Source organism: Bacillus sp. 1A, from assembly GCF_052682215.1.
Genome location: NZ_JBQYLZ010000001.1, coordinates 1,162,144 through 1,180,137, shown reverse-complemented (window position 1 = coordinate 1,180,137; position 17,994 = coordinate 1,162,144). Strand labels below are relative to the sequence as shown.

At 36.3% G+C, this 17,994-nt stretch carries 16 protein-coding genes and 1 riboswitch; of the genes, 5 read left to right on the top strand and 11 right to left on the bottom strand.

Annotated elements, in window-relative coordinates:
• Positions 1-7: 7 nt before the first annotated feature.
• Positions 8-985, bottom strand: a complete 978-nt coding sequence (locus ACUN0F_RS05920; protein ID WP_088123810.1) for a LacI family DNA-binding transcriptional regulator — start codon at positions 983-985, stop codon at positions 8-10.
• A gap of 98 nt (positions 986-1,083) precedes the next feature.
• On the opposite strand from ACUN0F_RS05920, the gene ACUN0F_RS05915 reads away from it, so the two are divergent.
• Positions 1,084-1,728, top strand: a complete 645-nt coding sequence (locus ACUN0F_RS05915; RefSeq protein WP_445539245.1) for a YczE/YyaS/YitT family protein — start codon at positions 1,084-1,086, stop codon at positions 1,726-1,728.
• Between the two features lie 48 nt (positions 1,729-1,776).
• Positions 1,777-3,332, top strand: a protein-coding gene (locus tag ACUN0F_RS05910) for an IS3 family transposase (protein ID WP_445539244.1) whose coding sequence is annotated in 2 segments (ribosomal slippage) — positions 1,777-2,419 and positions 2,419-3,332 — 1,557 coding nt in all. Because the reading frame shifts where the segments join, the coding sequence is not laid out codon by codon here.
• A gap of 82 nt (positions 3,333-3,414) precedes the next feature.
• On the opposite strand, the gene ACUN0F_RS05905 is transcribed toward ACUN0F_RS05910, so the two are convergent.
• The 3 genes from ACUN0F_RS05905 to ACUN0F_RS05895 form a co-directional block, all read right to left on the bottom strand.
• On the bottom strand, positions 3,415-4,710 hold the full coding sequence (locus ACUN0F_RS05905; protein ID WP_046958582.1) for a homoserine dehydrogenase: 1,296 nt from the start codon (positions 4,708-4,710) through the stop codon (positions 3,415-3,417).
• Positions 4,711-4,852: 142 nt separating this feature from the next.
• On the bottom strand, positions 4,853-5,758 hold the full coding sequence (metA, locus tag ACUN0F_RS05900) for a homoserine O-acetyltransferase MetA (protein WP_046958583.1): 906 nt from the start codon (positions 5,756-5,758) through the stop codon (positions 4,853-4,855).
• Positions 5,742-7,040 carry a bifunctional O-acetylhomoserine aminocarboxypropyltransferase/cysteine synthase gene (locus ACUN0F_RS05895; protein ID WP_000504750.1) on the bottom strand — a complete coding sequence of 433 codons (1,299 nt, stop codon included), beginning with the start codon at positions 7,038-7,040 and terminating at the stop codon, positions 5,742-5,744. Before ACUN0F_RS05895 ends, metA begins: the two co-directional genes overlap by 17 nt.
• A gap of 93 nt (positions 7,041-7,133) precedes the next feature.
• Positions 7,134-7,238, bottom strand: a riboswitch (SAM riboswitch).
• Positions 7,239-7,557: 319 nt separating this feature from the next.
• Between ACUN0F_RS05895 and ACUN0F_RS05890 the strand changes: the two genes are divergently transcribed.
• Complete coding sequence (locus tag ACUN0F_RS05890; protein ID WP_445539243.1) at positions 7,558-8,790, top strand: chloride channel protein; 1,233 nt, start codon at positions 7,558-7,560, stop codon at positions 8,788-8,790.
• 40 nt (positions 8,791-8,830) lie between these two features.
• Here ACUN0F_RS05890 and ACUN0F_RS05885 read toward each other — a convergent pair whose 3' ends face one another.
• Entirely contained in the window at positions 8,831-9,526 is a 696-nt protein-coding gene (locus tag ACUN0F_RS05885) for a YjjG family noncanonical pyrimidine nucleotidase (RefSeq protein WP_000760167.1), read from the bottom strand.
• Between the two features lie 106 nt (positions 9,527-9,632).
• On the opposite strand from ACUN0F_RS05885, the gene ACUN0F_RS05880 reads away from it, so the two are divergent.
• A complete protein-coding gene (locus ACUN0F_RS05880) occupies positions 9,633-10,304 on the top strand; it encodes a transcriptional regulator YeiL (protein ID WP_000868708.1) in 672 nt (223 codons plus the stop codon).
• A gap of 63 nt (positions 10,305-10,367) precedes the next feature.
• Here the strand turns inward: ACUN0F_RS05880 and ACUN0F_RS05875 are convergent, their stop codons facing one another.
• From ACUN0F_RS05875 to ACUN0F_RS05865, 3 genes are all read right to left on the bottom strand, one after another.
• The gene (locus tag ACUN0F_RS05875; RefSeq protein WP_000246726.1) at positions 10,368-10,994 is read right to left on the bottom strand and encodes an FMN-dependent NADH-azoreductase; all 627 of its coding nucleotides are present in this window, start codon (positions 10,992-10,994) and stop codon (positions 10,368-10,370) included.
• Positions 10,995-11,184: 190 nt separating this feature from the next.
• The gene (locus ACUN0F_RS05870; protein ID WP_000695802.1) at positions 11,185-11,832 is read right to left on the bottom strand and encodes a response regulator; all 648 of its coding nucleotides are present in this window, start codon (positions 11,830-11,832) and stop codon (positions 11,185-11,187) included.
• A 20-nt stretch (positions 11,833-11,852) separates the two neighbouring features.
• A complete protein-coding gene (locus tag ACUN0F_RS05865) occupies positions 11,853-13,424 on the bottom strand; it encodes a sensor histidine kinase (RefSeq protein WP_445539242.1) in 1,572 nt (523 codons plus the stop codon).
• 134 nt (positions 13,425-13,558) lie between these two features.
• Between ACUN0F_RS05865 and pdxK the strand changes: the two genes are divergently transcribed.
• The gene (gene pdxK, locus ACUN0F_RS05860; protein ID WP_445539241.1) at positions 13,559-14,383 is read left to right on the top strand and encodes a pyridoxine/pyridoxal/pyridoxamine kinase; all 825 of its coding nucleotides are present in this window, start codon (positions 13,559-13,561) and stop codon (positions 14,381-14,383) included.
• An 85-nt stretch (positions 14,384-14,468) separates the two neighbouring features.
• Here pdxK and ACUN0F_RS05855 read toward each other — a convergent pair whose 3' ends face one another.
• The 3 genes from ACUN0F_RS05855 to cstA form a co-directional block, all read right to left on the bottom strand.
• A complete protein-coding gene (locus ACUN0F_RS05855) occupies positions 14,469-15,527 on the bottom strand; it encodes a GGDEF domain-containing protein (protein ID WP_000942905.1) in 1,059 nt (352 codons plus the stop codon).
• Between the two features lie 146 nt (positions 15,528-15,673).
• Positions 15,674-15,877 carry a YbdD/YjiX family protein gene (locus ACUN0F_RS05850; RefSeq protein WP_000919822.1) on the bottom strand — a complete coding sequence of 68 codons (204 nt, stop codon included), beginning with the start codon at positions 15,875-15,877 and terminating at the stop codon, positions 15,674-15,676.
• Positions 15,870-17,948 carry a carbon starvation protein CstA gene (gene cstA, locus ACUN0F_RS05845; protein ID WP_264461398.1) on the bottom strand — a complete coding sequence of 693 codons (2,079 nt, stop codon included), beginning with the start codon at positions 17,946-17,948 and terminating at the stop codon, positions 15,870-15,872. The genes ACUN0F_RS05850 and cstA overlap by 8 nt, the downstream gene beginning before the upstream one ends.
• Between the last annotated feature and the right edge of the window lie 46 nt (positions 17,949-17,994).

Genomic DNA, 17,994 nt, shown 5'->3' with positions numbered 1-17,994 from the left:
TTATCTATTATGTTGTTTCCCTATGTACTAATTCTGGCAATAGCTCTACATGCTTTATATCGATTTTCTCATCATTAATCTTGTCATATAACAATTCAAATGCCTTCACACCAACATTTTTACTACAATACGAAATCGTCGTAATACCTAAAATGTCCGCCACATCTTGATCATCACAACCGATAATCGTAATATCTTCCGGAATACGAATTCCTTGTTTTTTCGCTTCCGTTACCATTCCCGCCGCAATATGGTTGCAAGATACAAGAAACGCGGTTGGTTTTACTGACATATGGACCCATTCCCTAATTACATTACGCCCATCTTCCACTGTAAAACAGCCTTTAAACTTCCAGGCCTCCATCGGTGTTACAGCAATCTGTTGAAGCGAATCCTCATACGCTTGTTTTCTTCGCTGACTATTAATGCTATTACTTCTTCCAATGCAATACCCAATACTTGTATGGCCGGCATCTATTAAGCTCTTCATCCCGCGCGAAAAGACTTTATAGTAATCAATATGCACACTCGAAATGAAATTCGAGTCTATTTCTTCACACATAACAATTGGACCAAATTTCGTATATTCTTCAAGCTTTTCCTTACTATTTGCTCGGGAACATATAATAACCCCATCAAGCTTTTTCATTTTTAACATATTCAAAATTTCTAATTCTCTTTCCTCACTATAATTCGTCTGACAAAGCATCATATTATAGTTATTCTTTGCTGTTTCCTTTGATATTCCCTCGATAATAGCGCTATAATATTGATCATTTACGTGCGGTAATAAAACACCAATGACATTCGTTTTTCCTTTCACTAAATGAATTGCATTCACATTTTGCGTATAATTTAATTCTTCTATAATTGCTAAAATTTCTTTTCGTTTCTGTTCATTCACATATGGATGATTATTCAGTACACGTGAAACAGTTGAAACAGATACTCCAGCAAGTTCAGCAATCTTCCTTATATTCGTCATCTCATTTTCCCCTTCTCTGCAAAAATTCTCCCTTGACCTGGTAAGCTTTCCACAATATATCCTTTCCTAGCAAATATATTTTGAAAGGATATACAACTATGCTTCGATTCAAATTAGAATATATATTTTTCATTGGCGGTCTACTCACTCTCGCCATCGGTATTAATATGATGACGACAATTACTTCCTTTGGACTTAGCCCTTATGATTCCTTCTTTATTGCACTATATCAAAATTTTGGGATAAGTATCGGTTTTTGGATTTTCATAATTAACTTTGCTTTTACCCTTATCGTACTCTTTTGGAATAAAAAACAAATTACGATCGGTACAATTGTAACGATGGCTCTTATTTCTCTTTTTGTTGATTGGATTGGTTCCATGCCAACTATTATGGACGCTATCCGTTCTCTTCCAAAATATATAACACTTATTTGCGGAAATCTATTCGTTGGAGCTGGAATTGGTCTTTACGTCTCTACAAACCTTTGCGTAGCACCTCAAGAAGCTTTCGTTTTAACCGTTTCTGAGAAAAAGAAATGGACATTTAGAAGAACAGAAATTTCGTTAGCGTTTTTATTTTTAACATTAAGCTTCCTATTAGATGGACCTATCTATTTTGGAACAATCATCTTATCCTTTACAACAGGCTGGATTATCCAAGCATTTATTCAAATTGGTACGAAGATTTTAAATAGAAAAGAGCCTATTAAGCAAGCTGCTGATATGCTCCCCTTAAGGTAGACAGATTAAAAAATAAAAATCTGTTTGATCTTAAGGGGAGTTTTTTTGATGTCCAAAAAACGGTATCTTCCTGAATTTAAGCTAGAGCTATTGCTTGCTTATAGAAAAGGAAATTATACAATTACAGAACTTTGTAAGAAGTATCAAGTTACGCAATATTCATTCAAGGAATGGATGAAGTGTTTTGAACAATATGGGATTGAAGGTCTACAAAAAAGCTCATCATGGAAACGATATTCAAAGGAAGTCAAAGAAACAGCGGTTATGGAGTATTTATCAGGGAAATATTCTCAATATGAAATTATTAGAAGACATGAAATCTCAAGTAGATCCGTTCTCCAGCGATGGGTAAAGCATTATAATAGTCATAGAGAGTTGAAAGATACGTTGAAAGGAAAGATACGATCTATGACGAAAACGAGAATAACCTCTTGGGAGGAACGAATTCAAATTGTCCTATACTGTTTGGAGAACAATAAAAACTTTCAAATGACCGCTGACATGTATGATGTTTCTTACCAACAGGTCTATCAGTGGGTCAAGAAATATAACAATGGTGGAGATGAAGCATTAAAAGATAGACGTGGAAGAAAGAAGGAAGAACAAGAGCTTTCACCAGAAGAAAAAGTGAAATTAGAAATGAAGAAACTTGAAAGAGAAAATGAGCGGTTACGAGCCGAGAATGCATTTTTAAAAAAGTTAGAAGAACTCGAGAGGAGGCGTTAAATCAAGTACGTTTTGAAAATAAATATGTCGCAATTCAAGAACTTCATAAAGAAAAAAATATGCCAATCTTACTACTCTGTAAAATCGCTGGCATTACACGTGCAGCATATTATAAATGGGTAAACCGTACACCTTCAGTTAGAGAAACACAAAATAAAAAAATCATAGAAGAAATACAAATCCTTCACGAGAAATTAAAAGGTATCTATGGCTATCGTCGAATGGTGTTAAATATGAATCGCCTATTCGGTGAAACCTTCAATCACAAACGTATTTATCGTTTGATGAAGATAGCTGGATTACAATCTGTCATTCGTAGAAAAAGAAAGCGTTATAAAAATGTCACACCACAACATGTCACACAAAACGTATTAAATCGTGAATTTACAGCAAATAGACCGAATGAAAAATGGGTAACGGACGTGACAGAATTCAAGTATGGCTCATCTAAGAAGGCTTATTTAAGTGCGATTCTTGATTTGTATGACGGTTCCATTGTCAGCTACGTTCTAGGACATTCTAACAATAATCAACTTGTATTTAAAACCTTTGATCAAGCGCCAATTCGTTCATCTAAAGATGAACTTCTTCTACATAGCGATCGTGGTTTTCAATATACTTCCCATGGATTCAAGCGCCGTGTAGATAAAACAGGCATAGTCCATAGTATGTCACGTGTTGGTAGATGCATTGATAATGGGCCAATGGAGTCTTTTTGGGGAACGATTAAGTGCGAGAAATATTACTTACACAAATACGATACGTTTGAGGAACTAAATCAAGCGGTAGACGAGTACATTCAATTTTATAATTATGACCGATTCCAAAAACGACTAAACGGCCTCAGCCCCATGGAATATAGGGCTGAAGCCGCTTAGGGTGTTTTTATTATTTTCACTGTCTACTTGACGGGGGGCTGTTCATGCTTAACAGGCTCTTTCTGTTTTATGAGAAGAGATACTACTTAGCATCTCCTTCAATTCGATAGTTTGCTTTCAAACAATCTATTTCTTCATACCCTTGCAACGTATGTAGAATATAATCATAATCAGCGAGAGACGCACGATGCGTCACAATTACAATTTCAGCCTTCCCTTTCTCTTCAAGCGGCATTTGAATAATCTTTTCAAAGCTAACGCCACGCTCAGAGAATAATGAAGTAATTTTTGCAAATACACCAATTTCATCTTTTACATGAAGTCTTAAAAATTTCTTCACAACAATTTCGTCTGGTTCTTTTAATACTTTTTTATACTGCGGGGATACCGCACTATTTCCGTTTACACCTAATCGAATATTTTGCATTACAGCTACTAAATCTGAAACAACAGCTGTTGCTGTCGGTAAACTTCCTGCACCTGGCCCATAAAACATCGTTTCTCCGACCGCTTCACCATACACATATACAGCGTTATATTCGTTTTGCACGGCCGCAAGAGGATGTGTATTTGGAAGTAGTGTCGGTTCAACTGTCACCTCTAATTTTTCACCATCTCGCTTCGCAAGACCGATTAATTTAATCGTGTATCCTAAACTCTTACTGTATTCAATATCTTCTTCTGTAATAGAAGTAATCCCTTTTACCTTCACATCTCCAAGCTCTACATTTGTAGAAAAACCAAGGGTAGCCAAAATCGTCATTTTTCTCGCTGCATCTAAACCTTCCACATCTGATGTTGGATCTGCTTCTGCAAATCCAAGTTGTTGGGCTTCTTTTAACACGTCGTTATATGCTCTCCCTTCATCTGACATTTTCGTCAAAATAAAATTTGTCGTTCCATTTACAATTCCCATTACTTTCGTAATAAGATCTGAAGAAAGTCCTTCTACGATACTTCGTAAAATCGGAATCCCTCCGGCTACACTTGCTTCATAAAACAAATCTGCTTTATTATCTTTTGCTACCGCTAAGAGTTCCGCCCCATGTAACGCCATTAAATCTTTATTGGCAGTTACAACATGCTTTCCACTTTGTAAAGCTTGCAAAATATATGCTTTTGCATCATCAATGCCACCCATCACTTCGATGACAACGTCAATATTTGGATTATCTAAAATTTCATTTACATCTTGTGTTAATAGAGTAGAAGGTACCTCTACCTCTCTCTCTTTTTCAATATTTTGTACTAGTACTTTCGTTACTTTTACAGGACAACCTACTTGGTGGATAAGTCGCTCTTGATGATCTGTAATGATACGAACTACACCACTCCCAACTGTCCCAAGACCTAATAAACCAACTTGAATTTCTTTCATAATACTGTCCACCCCTCAAAAATTGTGTTTAGATGAAATTATATGAGTAAAAAATCTGAAAAACAATGTTTTTTGAACATTCGGAAAAATATAAGTTAATCTTTACAAAGAAAACGTTGCCACGTGTTACACAATCTTTTTTTTATAATACATAAGGGGTTTCTTGATACACGTAATAATTCAGCCAATTAGAGAATAATAGATTCCCATGGCTTCTCCACCTTACAAGTGGTTTCTCATCTGGATTATTATGCTTAAAATAATTTTTCGGCACATCAATATTTAACCCTTTTTGGCGGTCCCGTTCGTATTCTTGCTTTAACGTATCACAACTATATTCACTATGCCCGAGCGCAAACACTTGCCTTCCTTCTTGCCCAATGACAAGGTGAACACCCGCTTCCTCAGAATTTGCTAATAATGTTAAGTCTGTCACCTCTCTAATATCACTCTCTCGTACTTCTGTATGACGAGAATGCGGGGCAAAAAACAATTCATCAAACCCTTGTAACAATTTCACATGTTGCTCACGAACTTCATGTTCAAATACACCGAACATTTTTTCCTTAAGAGGATACTTTGGAACACCATAATGATGATACAAGCCAGCTTGTGCCCCCCAGCAAATATGAAGCGTAGATGTTACATTCTTTTTTGAATACTCCATAATACGTTTAAGCTCTTCCCAATAATCTACCTCTTCAAAAGAAAGAGTTTCAACTGGTGCTCCTGTAATAATAAGTCCATCAAATTTCTCATTCTCAATATCACGAAATGTTTTATAGAAACTCGTTAAATGGTCCTGCGCTACATTGCGAGACAAATGTGATTCCATATGAAGTAAGTGAACATCTAATTGCAACGGTGTGTTGCCAATTAAACGAAGTAATTGCGCCTCTGTTTCTTGCTTTGTAGGCATTAAATTTAAGATAGCAATTTTCAATGCCCGGATATCTTGTGTTTCTGCTCGCTCCTTCGTCATTACAAAAATATTTTCCTTCTGCAACACTTTGCGAGCTGGTAAATCTCTATCAATTATGATCGGCATGTTCTTTGCCTCCGACTAGCGCTGCTTCTAAATCTGCAATAATATCAGAAACATCTTCTATACCAACCGATAAACGAATTAAATCTGATGTAACGCCAGCTAGACGCTGATCTTCAGCACTTAATTGTCTATGCGTTGTGCTAGCAGGATGTATAACACAAGTTCGTGCATCCGCTACATGCGTTACGAGAGTTGCTAGTTTTACATTTGCGATAAATTCTTTCGCTGCTTCTAATCCGCCCTTAATGCCGAATGTTAAAACACCACTAGCACCTTTTTTCAAATACGTTTGTGCTAACGAGTAATTTTCATTACTATCTAATCCCGGATAATTCACCCATTCAATACGTTCATGGTTAGCAAGCCACTTAGCAACTGCGAGAGCATTTTCACTATGACGCTCCATTCTTAAATGCAGCGTTTCTAAGCCGATATTGCTAATATACGCATTGAATGGGCTCATACAGTTTCCGTAGTCTCTTAATAATTGAACACGCGCCTTCACAATATAAGCTGCTGCACCAAAATTTTGAACGTAACTTACGCCGTGATAACTTGGATCCGGTTCAACAAGTTCAGGATATTTCCCATTTGTCCAATCGAAGTTCCCTCCGTCAATGACAATACCGCCTAAAGAGCTTGCATGACCATCAATATATTTCGTCGTAGAATGAACGATAATATTTGCTCCGTGCTCAAATGCTTGGCATAAATAAGGAGTTGCTAATGTATTATCCACGATAAAAGGTACTTCTAACTCTTTCGCTGCATCTGAAAATTCTTTGAAATTTAAAACGTTCATCGCTGGATTTCCTAACGACTCTGCATAAACAAGTTTCGTCTTATCATTAGCAAGGGCCACAATTTCATCAGCACTTAAATTCGGATTAAAGAACGTAACGTCAATACCAAGCTTACGCAAACTCACTCCAAATAAATTAAACGTTCCGCCATAAACTGTGGAAGAACAAAGCAAGTGGTCTCCGCTACTACAAATATTTAAAACAGCAAGCATAATGGCAGCCTGCCCAGAAGCCGTTGCAACAGCTCCTACACCACCCTCTAAATCCGCTAACTTTTGCTCAAATGCAGCTAAAGTAGGGTTTCCAATACGCGTATATATATATCCTTCTGCCTCTAAATTAAATAGCGCTGCTAAATCATCTGAAGTATCGTATTTATACGTTGTACTTTGATAAAGTGGTAAAACACGCGGTTCACCATTCTTTGGTGTATAGCCACCTTGCACACAAATTGTTCCTTTTCCCCATGATTCTCCCATCTCTCATTCTCCTTTCTTTTATACAAAATAAAAAAACTGCTCCTTTCCTGAAAACAAGAAAGGAGCAGTTTGAAAACACGCTCTAAAGGCTCTTTCTTATCTTTCAGGATTATTACCTGCAGGATTTGGCACAATTCCGTTATACGGCTGTTGCCAAGGTTTCATCGGGCCTGTCCCTCCACCTTTTCTTGATAAGACTATGCAATTACCGTTGATTTTATAGCAATAATTTCCTAATGTCAATCAGTTTTTCTGAATGTTCTAAATTAAACGTAAAGAATTTGACATGCATAACAAAAGAAATATATTCCATATTCATTTAAAAAAGACCTTTTAAAACCCACGATTACTATATAAAATTAAGTAAGTAGTTTAACTGTATACATTTCAAACTCTCACGAGACCTCAATATATTGAATAAGCCAACCTCTCAAAAAGATACTATACATATTCATTTCATTTCACAGTAGCATATTTAATCCTTTTGACATTAAAACTTACATAACGGAGGTATAACATGACAAACACAAAGGACATGCACTATATACTCATCCTATACGGCATTCTTTTAGGCTCTATAGTAGGAGCTACAGTCTGGCTATTTTTAGTTACAATAAATATCGGCATTCACTTTATTTGGGGATACTTACCTACTATTTTCTCTTCTCCCCCGTATTACACTATTTGTGTAACAACTATCGGTGGTATTCTCGTTGGTTTAACCCAAAAATACTTCGGCACATATCCACGTCTTATGCCGGAAGTGATGAGTGAATATAAAAAAACAGGTAGAATTGAATACCTTTTTGTACATAAAGCTACTTTAACTGCGATTATCGTTTTAATATTTGGAGCTAGCTTAGGTCCCGAAGCAGCACTTGTTGGAATTATCGGTGGACTTTGTACATGGGTAGGGGATCGCTTTACATTCGCCTTAAAAGGAATGAATGAACTAACAGAGGTTGGAATTGGTGCTACTTTAAGTGTAATTTTTAACGCGCCATTATTCGGTTATTTAGCGCCAAATGAAAATGAGGGTGAGCAAATTAACGAATTTTCTAAAGGAAAAAAAGCAATTGTATATTTAGCTACCACTTTCGCTGGCTTTTCTGTTTATTTATTACTTAGTAAATTCGATAATCGCGGATCCTTTATCGTTGATTTTGGGGAAGGTTCCCTTTCTCTTAATGAATGGATCGCCTTTCTACCACTTGCTAGTATTGGTGCTATAGTTGGTTTCTTTTATTTCAAATTTGAATTCACATTAGAGAAATTAATCCATCCCTTCAGGGAATACAAACTATCACTTAGTATTATCGGTGGTATTTTATTAGGAATTACAGGAACTGTTCTCCCGTACACATTATTCTCAGGAGAACACCAATTAAAAGATTTAGTCGTTGAATGGAGTCATTTATCCTTCTGGGTATTACTTCTTTCAGGTGTTTTAAAATTATGTATTACTGCCGTTTGTTTAAATACAGGTTGGCGCGGTGGACATATTTTCCCAATTATATTTGCTGGATCTAGTATCGGATATGCTATAGCTTCCATTATCCCGATAGATCCAATCGCTTCGGTAGCCATCGTCACGACAGCAATTTCAAGCTATGCATTAAGAAAACCAATTGCTATAACATTACTATTACTCATGTTTTTCCCGCTCAATTTACTATTACCGATGCTTGGAGCGGCAGCGATTGGTAATGCATTTCCACTTCCTAAAAACAACGAAGCTACAAACGAATAAAAATAGGCAGTAGGGACAAAAGTTCCACTGCCTATTTTTATTACACACGTTGCTTCAATAACGCATATAACTCTTCAAAATTTTGCACTTCATATGTTGGCACAATCTCGCTATTATTTGATTTCTTTTCTGGATTAAACCAACAAGTATCAATTCCCGCTACATATCCACCTTTAATATCAGCACTTAACGAATCCCCAATAATGAGTCCTTCTTCAAAGGAAAAATTAGGAATTCGTTCAAAAACATAATCAAAATATTCTTTCATCGGCTTTTGGAATCCCGTATCTTCAGAAACGAAAATATCTTTAAACAAGGCATGTAATCCTGCATTACGTAAACGTTTATCTTGCGTCTTAGAAATACCGTTTGTCACTATATATAAATCGTACTCACTTTGAATTTGATTTATAAATTCAAACGCACCTTGCATAAGTTGGTCTCCTTCTTCTAAGTAGCTACGATAATTATTTTCGAATAATATCCCGTCTACTTCTTCCCCGTATTCTTTAAACAAAATCGAAAACCGTGTACTTACGACTTCATCACGGTTTATTTCACCTTCTTCAAAAGCATCCCAAAGGCTTTTATTAATTTTTTTATACCGCCTTTCAACCTCGCTAGTTAGATGGATCCCTTTCTCTTCAAAAAGCATACGTAACGCCATTTTCTCCGCCTTCTGAAAATCTAACAATGTATCATCTACATCAAATAGCAATGTTTTATATTTTTTCATAAGCCCTTCACACACTCTTTTCTACAAAAATAAATTTACGTAAATCGTATCATTCCTTCTTGTAAAAATAATAGGAGATATCTCATACTAAACATGAGGTGAAAATATGAAAGTCAGCAAAAATAGCGACGAAATCTCTCATTACATGCAAACTTACAACTTCCATACTCTTTTTTCTTTTGATGTCTTACCTTACGCTGAACTACATTCCTTTCAAAAGAAAGAAAGGATATGTAATGAAGGCGTTGATGTTCCTTATCTTTATTACTTAATTTCCGGGAAAGCGAAAATATATATGAGTCACAAAAACGGGAAGGTCTCCTTAATTAACTTTATTCAAGCACCTTCGTTCATTGGAGAATTAGGATTAATTGGCGTAGAATCCGTTACGAAAACAGTGGAAGTGATTGAAAATTGTATGTGCTTAGCGCTTCCTCTTAAAGATTGTCAGCATCTTTTGTTGCAAGATGCTACCTTTCTACAGAAACTATGTAAATTTATCGGTGAAAAAACAATTAGCCGAACAGAAAGTTACGCCAAAAACAATAGTTATCCGTTCGAAAATCGATTAGCGGCGTTTATTCTATTAACAGAACAAAATAACAGTTATACAGAAAAACATACCGAGGCTTCGGAATACTTAAATGTCAGCTACCGCCATCTTTTATACGTATTAAACCAGTTTTGCCAGCAAAATTACTTAAAAAAAGACGGAAGAACCTATTACATACAAGATCGAATTCAATTAGAAAAACTGGCTGATGAACTTAAAATATAAAAAAAGTAGCATTAACGTTTACCTGTTAATGCTACTTTTTTCGAGTGACGATTCTATTTTCAATTAAAATTTGCTTGCTACTTTAGCTGCTTCTTCAAGACCAGCTGTAATGATCTCTTCTGCTTTATCTGGGAATTGGTTATGTCCTTCAATAACTACTGTTTCCATATTTGTTGCACCGAAGAAGCCCATCATGCTTGCTACATATTTAACAGCCATTTCTACTTCAGCTGCTGGACCTTCAGAATATACGCCGCCGCGCGCATTTAATAATGCAATCTTCTTATCTCCAATTAGACCAACTGGACCTTCTGGCGTATATTTAAACGTTTTGCCAGCTCGGTTTAAATAATCAATATATGTGTGTAGCACTGCTGGAATCGTTAAGTTCCATAATGGGAAACCGAAAACGACTTTATCAGCTTCTAAAAATTGATTTAAATACTTATCAGCAACTGCTACTGCTTTTGCTTCCTCTTCAGTTAAATCAAATCCTTTACCTGCTTTAAACGTACCATTAATCATATCTACGCCTACATATGGTAATTCTTCTTTATATAAATCAAGTTCTACTACTGTATCATTTGGATGTGCTTCTTTATAGTTTGCTAAAAATGCCTCGTATAATTTCACACTAACTGCTTGTTCCGCTGGGCGGTTGTTTGCTTTTACAAATAAAACTGTTGCCATTGTTTTTCCTCCTAGTACTCACTCTTCTGTTGTTATATGCTTTCAAAAAAGGTATCCCTTGTAATTGTTGTTTTGTTGCTTACAAACATATTTTATCTTTATATCAAGACAATTTCGTCCTCACATAGACGTATTTTTCCATAAAAAAAGTCCACCTTCTAAAGGCGAACTAGGTCTTACGACTTTTGTCTTATACAATTCCATTTTTCACTGCATATAATGCTGCTTGCGTGCGATCAGATAAATTCAACTTACTCAAAATACTACTTACATGCGCTTTTACCGTTTTTTCTGTAATAACTAAAACAGAAGCGATCTCTTTATTACTCATCCCTTTCGCTAATAGCTGCAACACTTCATTTTCTCTCGCCGTTAACACATCCACTTGAATAGAAGGTTCTTCTTCCTTTTCTTCCACAGGTAATGTTTGAGAGAGAAGAGTATTTGCTATATCCGGATGTAATTGAATATTACCTTTATATGCGCTTCGAATAGCTTCAACAAGTTGATCCGGTTCTACATCTTTTAAAATATACCCACTTGCCCCCGCCCTTAACGCTGGTAAAACATGTGCCTGATCAGAAAAGCTTGTTAATACAATTACTTTCACATCAGGATATTCTTTTTTGATACACGCTGTCGCCTCGACACCATCCATTTCGGGCATATATAAATCCATTAGTACAACATCAGGATTTGTTTCTCCTACTTTCACTAATGCTTCTTTCCCGTTATTTGCTTCTCCAACTAACTCTAAATCTTCCTGTGTACTTAAGAAAAATGCTAATCCTTTTAAAACGACTGTATGATCATCAACTAATAATACTTTTATTTTCACAAACTTCCCTCATTTTCACATCATAATGGTACATTTATTTTTATACTTGTTCGTTTTTTTTCACTTACAATTTTAATTGTTCCACCAATTAGTTCTACTCTTTCGCGCATCGTTGTCATGCCAAGTGACTTCTTCTCTTTTATGTCCTTTTCTATAAACCCATTACCTTGATCCACTATTTCTAATGATACATTGTTCTCAGTTACTTTAAAATAAATCGTCGCTTCCTTTACACCTGCATGCTTACTCACATTGTTTAGCGCCTCTTGTCCAATGCGCCACAGTGCTTCTTCTACTACACGAGGTAAGTCACGAACACCAGTAACTTGCTCCCTAATCTTCAATCCTAAGTTTTCACCGTACTGCTTTAGAGCAGGTAATAACCCTTTCTCTAATCCTGCCGGACGAAGCTGCCAAATTAATGTCCTCATTTCTTTTAAAGCTCCTTGTGCTAATTCACGCATCTCATGCAAAGATTGATCTACCTTTTCATTTTGACCTTTTAAAACTGCCTCAGCGCCTTTTGTCATAAAGGTTAACGAAAATAGCTTTTGTGAGACGGAGTCATGTAAATCTCTTGCCAACCGATTCCTTTCTTCCATTCGTACAAGTTCACGGCGCCGCTCATTTAATCTTAAATTCTCGATTATTAACGAGACATGATTCGATAGCGCTTGGATTACATCTATTGTGTTAACATCAAATTCTCCATTATTCAAACTAACACATAAAACACCAAATATATGATTTTGAATATGTATTGGTGTAGCAATAACAGCTCTATTTAGATGTACACTATGCCCAATTTGATGTTTTAGTAGCACCGGCTCATCTTGTTCTAACGCCTTCTTTGCCGCTTCTTTTACATCCTCTTGTAACTCTTCCTGACTATAGGATGCTCGCAAAGATAATTCCTTTTCTTCCCTAATAAAAAAAGCCACTTGATTCCATTGAAATACTTCACCTATATGATTTACCACTTTTTCAGGTAATACATTAAATTTATGAATCGTTTTTAAATCTTGAATAAAACGTTCCAATTTCACATAATAATGTGCTCTTCGCTTTTCATTTTCATATAATTTTGTTCGCTTTAAGGCCGTCCCAATTTGGAAAGCAACCGATTGAAGTAATACTAATTCTTCTTCCGAAAAATGCGTTTTACCAGGACTTGCTACATTTAACACACCAAACTTTTCTCCTCCAGCCTTTAAAGGAACCGTAGCATGATGAAGAATGCCTTCTGTATCTCCCCAATTATATTCAATTGCATTATTAATTCTTTTACATTCAATAATATTAACGGCTCTCTCCAATTTCCCATCCACAAAGCCACGTAAACACCAACATTCCCCTTCACACATCGGACGTTTATTTTCATATGTAAGTGCCTCTGGCAACTGGTAATCAATCAACTTCGTATACTTCCCATTTTCATCCGCAAGAAAAATCCATCCTGTCGTTAAACCTGTTACACTAAGCAATTTTTCTAGCACCGCTTGCAATACATGGTATGTATCATTTGATGTATTTAGTGTCTCTGCAATTTCTTTTAATATAACTAATTCATTTGTGCGATTATCTCGAAACATAATCAGTCTCCTACACGCAAAATTTTAAATAGCTCCTAAAATAAATCATCTACTTTTCACTTTGTACTTATTCGTAACATTGATATAATGGTGAAAACATAGTTTTCATTATATCACTTGAGGGGGCTTTCATAATGACATTAAATAAAGCACTTACTATCGCTGGTTCTGATACAAGTGGCGGTGCTGGTATACAAGCAGATTTAAAAACATTCCAAGAACTTGGCGTATACGGAATGACATCTCTTACGACAATCGTAACGATGGATCCACATAACGGTTGGGCACATAACGTATTCCCAATCCCAGCTTCTACATTAAAACCACAATTAGAAACAACAATTGACGGTGTTGGAGTAGATGCTTTAAAAACGGGTATGCTTGGATCAGTAGAAATTATTGAAATGGTTGCTGAAACAATCGAAAAACATAATTTCAAAAATGTAGTAGTTGACCCTGTTATGGTATGTAAAGGTGCTGATGAAGCATTACATCCTGAAACAAATGACTGCTTACGTGACGTTCTTGTGCCAAAAGCATTAGTTGTAACGCCAAACTTATTTGAAGCTTACCAATTAAGCGGTGTGAAAATTAATTCTCTTGAGGACATGAAAGAAGCAGCGAAGAAAATCCATGCTTTAGGTGCGAAATATGTCCTAATTAAAGGCGGAAGTAAGCTTGGTACGGAAACTGCAATCGACGTCCTATATGATGGAGAAACATTCAATCTTCTAGAATCAGAAAAAATTGATACGACAAATACACACGGCGCAGGTTGTACATATTCTGCTGCTATCACAGCAGAACTTGCAAAAGGAAAACCTGTGAAAGAAGCGGTAAAAACTGCTAAAGAGTTTATCACAGCTGCTATCCGTTATTCATTCAAGATCAACGAATACGTAGGCCCAACACATCACGGTGCATATCGTAAATTCGTTGCATCAAAAGAACTTGTCTAACATATGAATAAAAATACCCACAGAGTTCTTACATTGCCTCTGTGGGTATTTTTATGGGGCTTTACATCTTCTGGTCATCTTACCTTTAAGATGCAGAACTGACCTGATTTCTTCCATTTCTTTTAGAGTAATATAATGCATCATCAGCTGCTTGAATAAATTGATTTGGTGATGACTCAAACTCTGAAATCCCTACTGAAACCGTAATTTTTATTTTTGTTCCATCTAACAATTGAAATGAATGTTTTTCAACAGCTGTACGAATTTTCTCCCCCATACAAATTCCATAAGCTATTTCCCTCTTCGGTATCAAAAGTGCAAATTCCTCTCCACCCTTTCGAAAAGTCAAATCCGGAAATGTTGAAATTTCTCTTAAAATACGCCCTACTTGTTTTAATACTTCGTCTCCTGCAGGATGTCCATACGTATCATTTACATGCTTAAAGTGATCAATATCGATAAGTAGTAAACAAAGTGAATCATTTTTCATACGTTTATTACTAATATGACGATTCATCTCTAAATCAAATTGCCTTACGTTTCCTAGACCTGTTAATGCATCTACCGTTGCGTATTGCTTCATCGTTTGAAATAACTCATTAGATTGCAATACGTAATTTGCACTAAAAAACGTGATATATCCTGTAACAATACTAGAAAATAAATATAATCCCACTATGCGGATGTCTTGAATTAACCATATATATAGCGCTGGGATTAGAATAGATAAAATATATGTATGTAACCATGCCCACTTTTCTGCTAAAGAAAGCTTCATACGCGAAATAAAGATACTACCTATCCCTATCGCAATGATTGTATAAAAAGCTACTTGAGAAGCTAATGAATAATCCATAAATAATAATCTAGTTACTAAAATCATACTAACAGCTATAGTACTCGCTATTGGTCCTCCAATTATAACGGCTAGAATGACGGCTAAGTAGCGTAAATCCAATAGGATAGTACCAACATGAACACCGAAATACATTAGTAATATACCTAATATTCCAGTAAAAACACCTACTACACATTTCTGCCAAAAAGAGAACCCTTCTTTTAATGGCTTGTCTCTTAAAAGCTGACCTCCAATAAAAATAAAGGAAAGAATAATTGTTGTGTTTACAAATAGATCCCTTAACATAAAATAATCTCCCTACTTTTCCATCTATCACTTTCCTTATTTTATTGTATACGAAATCCCTATAATTCCCAAAGCTTTTATTTATTTTTTGCTGTTCCACGTGAAACAGCAAAAAATAAAAAAGGACGAAAATTCGTCCTTTTTTGTTAACAGCAACGTGATATCTTTCCGCCTTTTGCATTAAACCTAGCTTCTTGCGCCTCAGCAAAAAATTGCTTTTGACATACAACCTCTTCTTCTGGATGATGCTTTTTCATATGCTCTACATATGTTTCATAGCTTGGTACCCCAACGAGTAAACTAATAAAGTGTTTCCTTTTTCCCCATACTTGCCGCAGTCTTTTAAGCATAATAGTTCCTCGACTCACTTTCATCTCTAGAAATATATGGCGCCTCTTTTAACGGCATCGGCTTATTTCTTAATACTTGAATCCAAATTCGAATTGCAGAAATTAATACAGCGATTACAACTATCATAAAAATCCCACAAAGCGCTGCATCAATATAATCATTGAAAATAATTTGTTTCATTTGAGCGACATTTTTAGCTGGTGCTAACACTTTTCCCTCATCTAATGCTCCCTGAAATACCTTTGCATGAGATAGAAATCCTATTTTAGGGTTTTCATGAAATAGCTTTTGATAACCCGCCGTCATCGTTACAATAAGCAATCCGACAGTTGGAATAAGTGTCACCCAAACATATGCCTTTTTCCCCATTTTAAACAAAATTGTCGTTCCAAGTAATAATGCAATACCTGCTAACATTTGATTTGCAATACCGAAAAGTGGCCATAATGTATTAATTCCACCAAGCGGATCAACTACCCCTTGGTATAAGAAATAACCCCATCCTAATACGCATAACGTTGTAGCTATCACATTCGCTAATGTAGAATCCGTTTTCCCAAATGGCTTATATACATGTCCTAAAATATCTTGAATCATAAATCGGCCTACACGCGTTCCAGCATCAATTGTCGTTAAAATGAATAGAGCTTCAAAGAGGATTGCAAAATGATACCAAAATGCCATCATCGCTGTTCCACCTATTACTTGTGAGAAAATATACGCCATACCTATCGCTAACGTTGGTGCACCACCTGTGCGTGATAAAATTGTTTGCTCTCCAACGTTTACAGCGAGATCTTTTAGTTCATTTGGTGTAATAGCAAATCCCCATGAGGAAATAACTTGAGCTGCCTGCGAGACATCCGTACCGATAAGTGCTGCGGGACTATTAATCGCAAAATAAGTTCCTGGTGTTAATACACAAGCTGCAATCATCGCCATCGCGGCTACAAATGATTCCATTAACATTGCCCCATAACCGATTGGCTGTGCGTGTGCCTCTTGTTCAATCATCTTTGGTGTCGTACCTGATGAAACGAGAGCATGGAATCCAGACACCGCACCACAAGCAATTGTAATAAATAAGAATGGGAATAAGTTTCCAGAGAAAACAGGACCTGTTCCATCGATAAATTTCGAAACTGCTGGCATTTGTAAATCTGGTGCTACAATTAAAATACCAATTGCTAATCCAACAATTGTTCCGACTTTTAAAAATGTGCTTAAATAATCACGTGGTGCTAAAAGCATCCAAACTGGTAAGGCCGATGCGATAAATCCATATACAATAAGCATAATAGCAATCGTTTCACCGCTAAACGTGAACATGCTTGCAAGCGTTGGATGCTCTGCTACATACTGTCCTCCAATAAGAGACAGTATAAGTAGAATAATTCCGATTACTGACCCTTCTCCAACCCGGCCAGGCCTAATGTAGCGCATGTACACTCCCATTAAAATAGCAATAGGAATCGTTGCTGCTATTGTAAACATTCCCCAAGGACTTCCGACAAGCGCCTTTACTACCACTAATGCTAATACCGCTAATAAAATAATCATAATGCCTAAAATGCCTATCATTGCAATAAGCCCTGTAACAGGACCGATCTCATCTTTAATCATTTCTCCTAAAGATTTACCATTCCGTCTCATCGAAGCAAATAAAATTACAAAATCTTGTACAGCTCCAGCGACAACTACCCCAACAATAATCCATATTGTCCCTGGTAAATATCCCATTTGCGCTGCCAAAATCGGTCCTACTAAAGGGCCTGCCCCAGCAATTGCTGCAAAATGGTGCCCAAATAATACCCACTTATTTGTCGGAACATAATCTTTTCCATCGTTTAATGTATGGGCTGGCGTTTGCCGATTATTATCTAAACCAAATACCTTTCTCGCTATAAATCTACTATAAAAGCGGTAAGCAACTGCATACACACATACCGCAGCTACTAAGAGCCACACGGCATTAATAGTTTCACCTTGTGATAAAGCTATTACACCAAAAGCACCTGCGCCTACTGCTGCAATAACTCCCCATAGTAAAATCGACTTCAATGTTTTCACATACAATCCCCCCAATACTATCGCTTAGTGGGATTGTACTAAATTT

Coding starts and splice junctions, on each gene's coding strand:
- ACUN0F_RS05875 (WP_000246726.1), bottom strand. CDS start 10,994: ATGGCAACAGTTTTATTTGTAAAAGCAAACAACCGCCCAGCGGAACAA.
- pdxK (WP_445539241.1), top strand. CDS start 13,559: ATGACATTAAATAAAGCACTTACTATCGCTGGTTCTGATACAAGTGGC.
- ACUN0F_RS05905 (WP_046958582.1), bottom strand. CDS start 4,710: ATGAAAGAAATTCAAGTTGGTTTATTAGGTCTTGGGACAGTTGGGAGT.
- ACUN0F_RS05880 (WP_000868708.1), top strand. CDS start 9,633: ATGAAAGTCAGCAAAAATAGCGACGAAATCTCTCATTACATGCAAACT.
- ACUN0F_RS05915 (WP_445539245.1), top strand. CDS start 1,084: ATGCTTCGATTCAAATTAGAATATATATTTTTCATTGGCGGTCTACTC.
- ACUN0F_RS05895 (WP_000504750.1), bottom strand. CDS start 7,040: ATGGGAGAATCATGGGGAAAAGGAACAATTTGTGTGCAAGGTGGCTAT.
- ACUN0F_RS05855 (WP_000942905.1), bottom strand. CDS start 15,527: ATGTTAAGGGATCTATTTGTAAACACAACAATTATTCTTTCCTTTATT.
- ACUN0F_RS05920 (WP_088123810.1), bottom strand. CDS start 985: ATGACGAATATAAGGAAGATTGCTGAACTTGCTGGAGTATCTGTTTCA.
- ACUN0F_RS05865 (WP_445539242.1), bottom strand. CDS start 13,424: ATGTTTCGAGATAATCGCACAAATGAATTAGTTATATTAAAAGAAATT.
- ACUN0F_RS05885 (WP_000760167.1), bottom strand. CDS start 9,526: ATGAAAAAATATAAAACATTGCTATTTGATGTAGATGATACATTGTTA.
- ACUN0F_RS05890 (WP_445539243.1), top strand. CDS start 7,558: ATGACAAACACAAAGGACATGCACTATATACTCATCCTATACGGCATT.
- ACUN0F_RS05850 (WP_000919822.1), bottom strand. CDS start 15,877: ATGCTTAAAAGACTGCGGCAAGTATGGGGAAAAAGGAAACACTTTATT.
- metA (WP_046958583.1), bottom strand. CDS start 5,758: ATGCCGATCATAATTGATAGAGATTTACCAGCTCGCAAAGTGTTGCAG.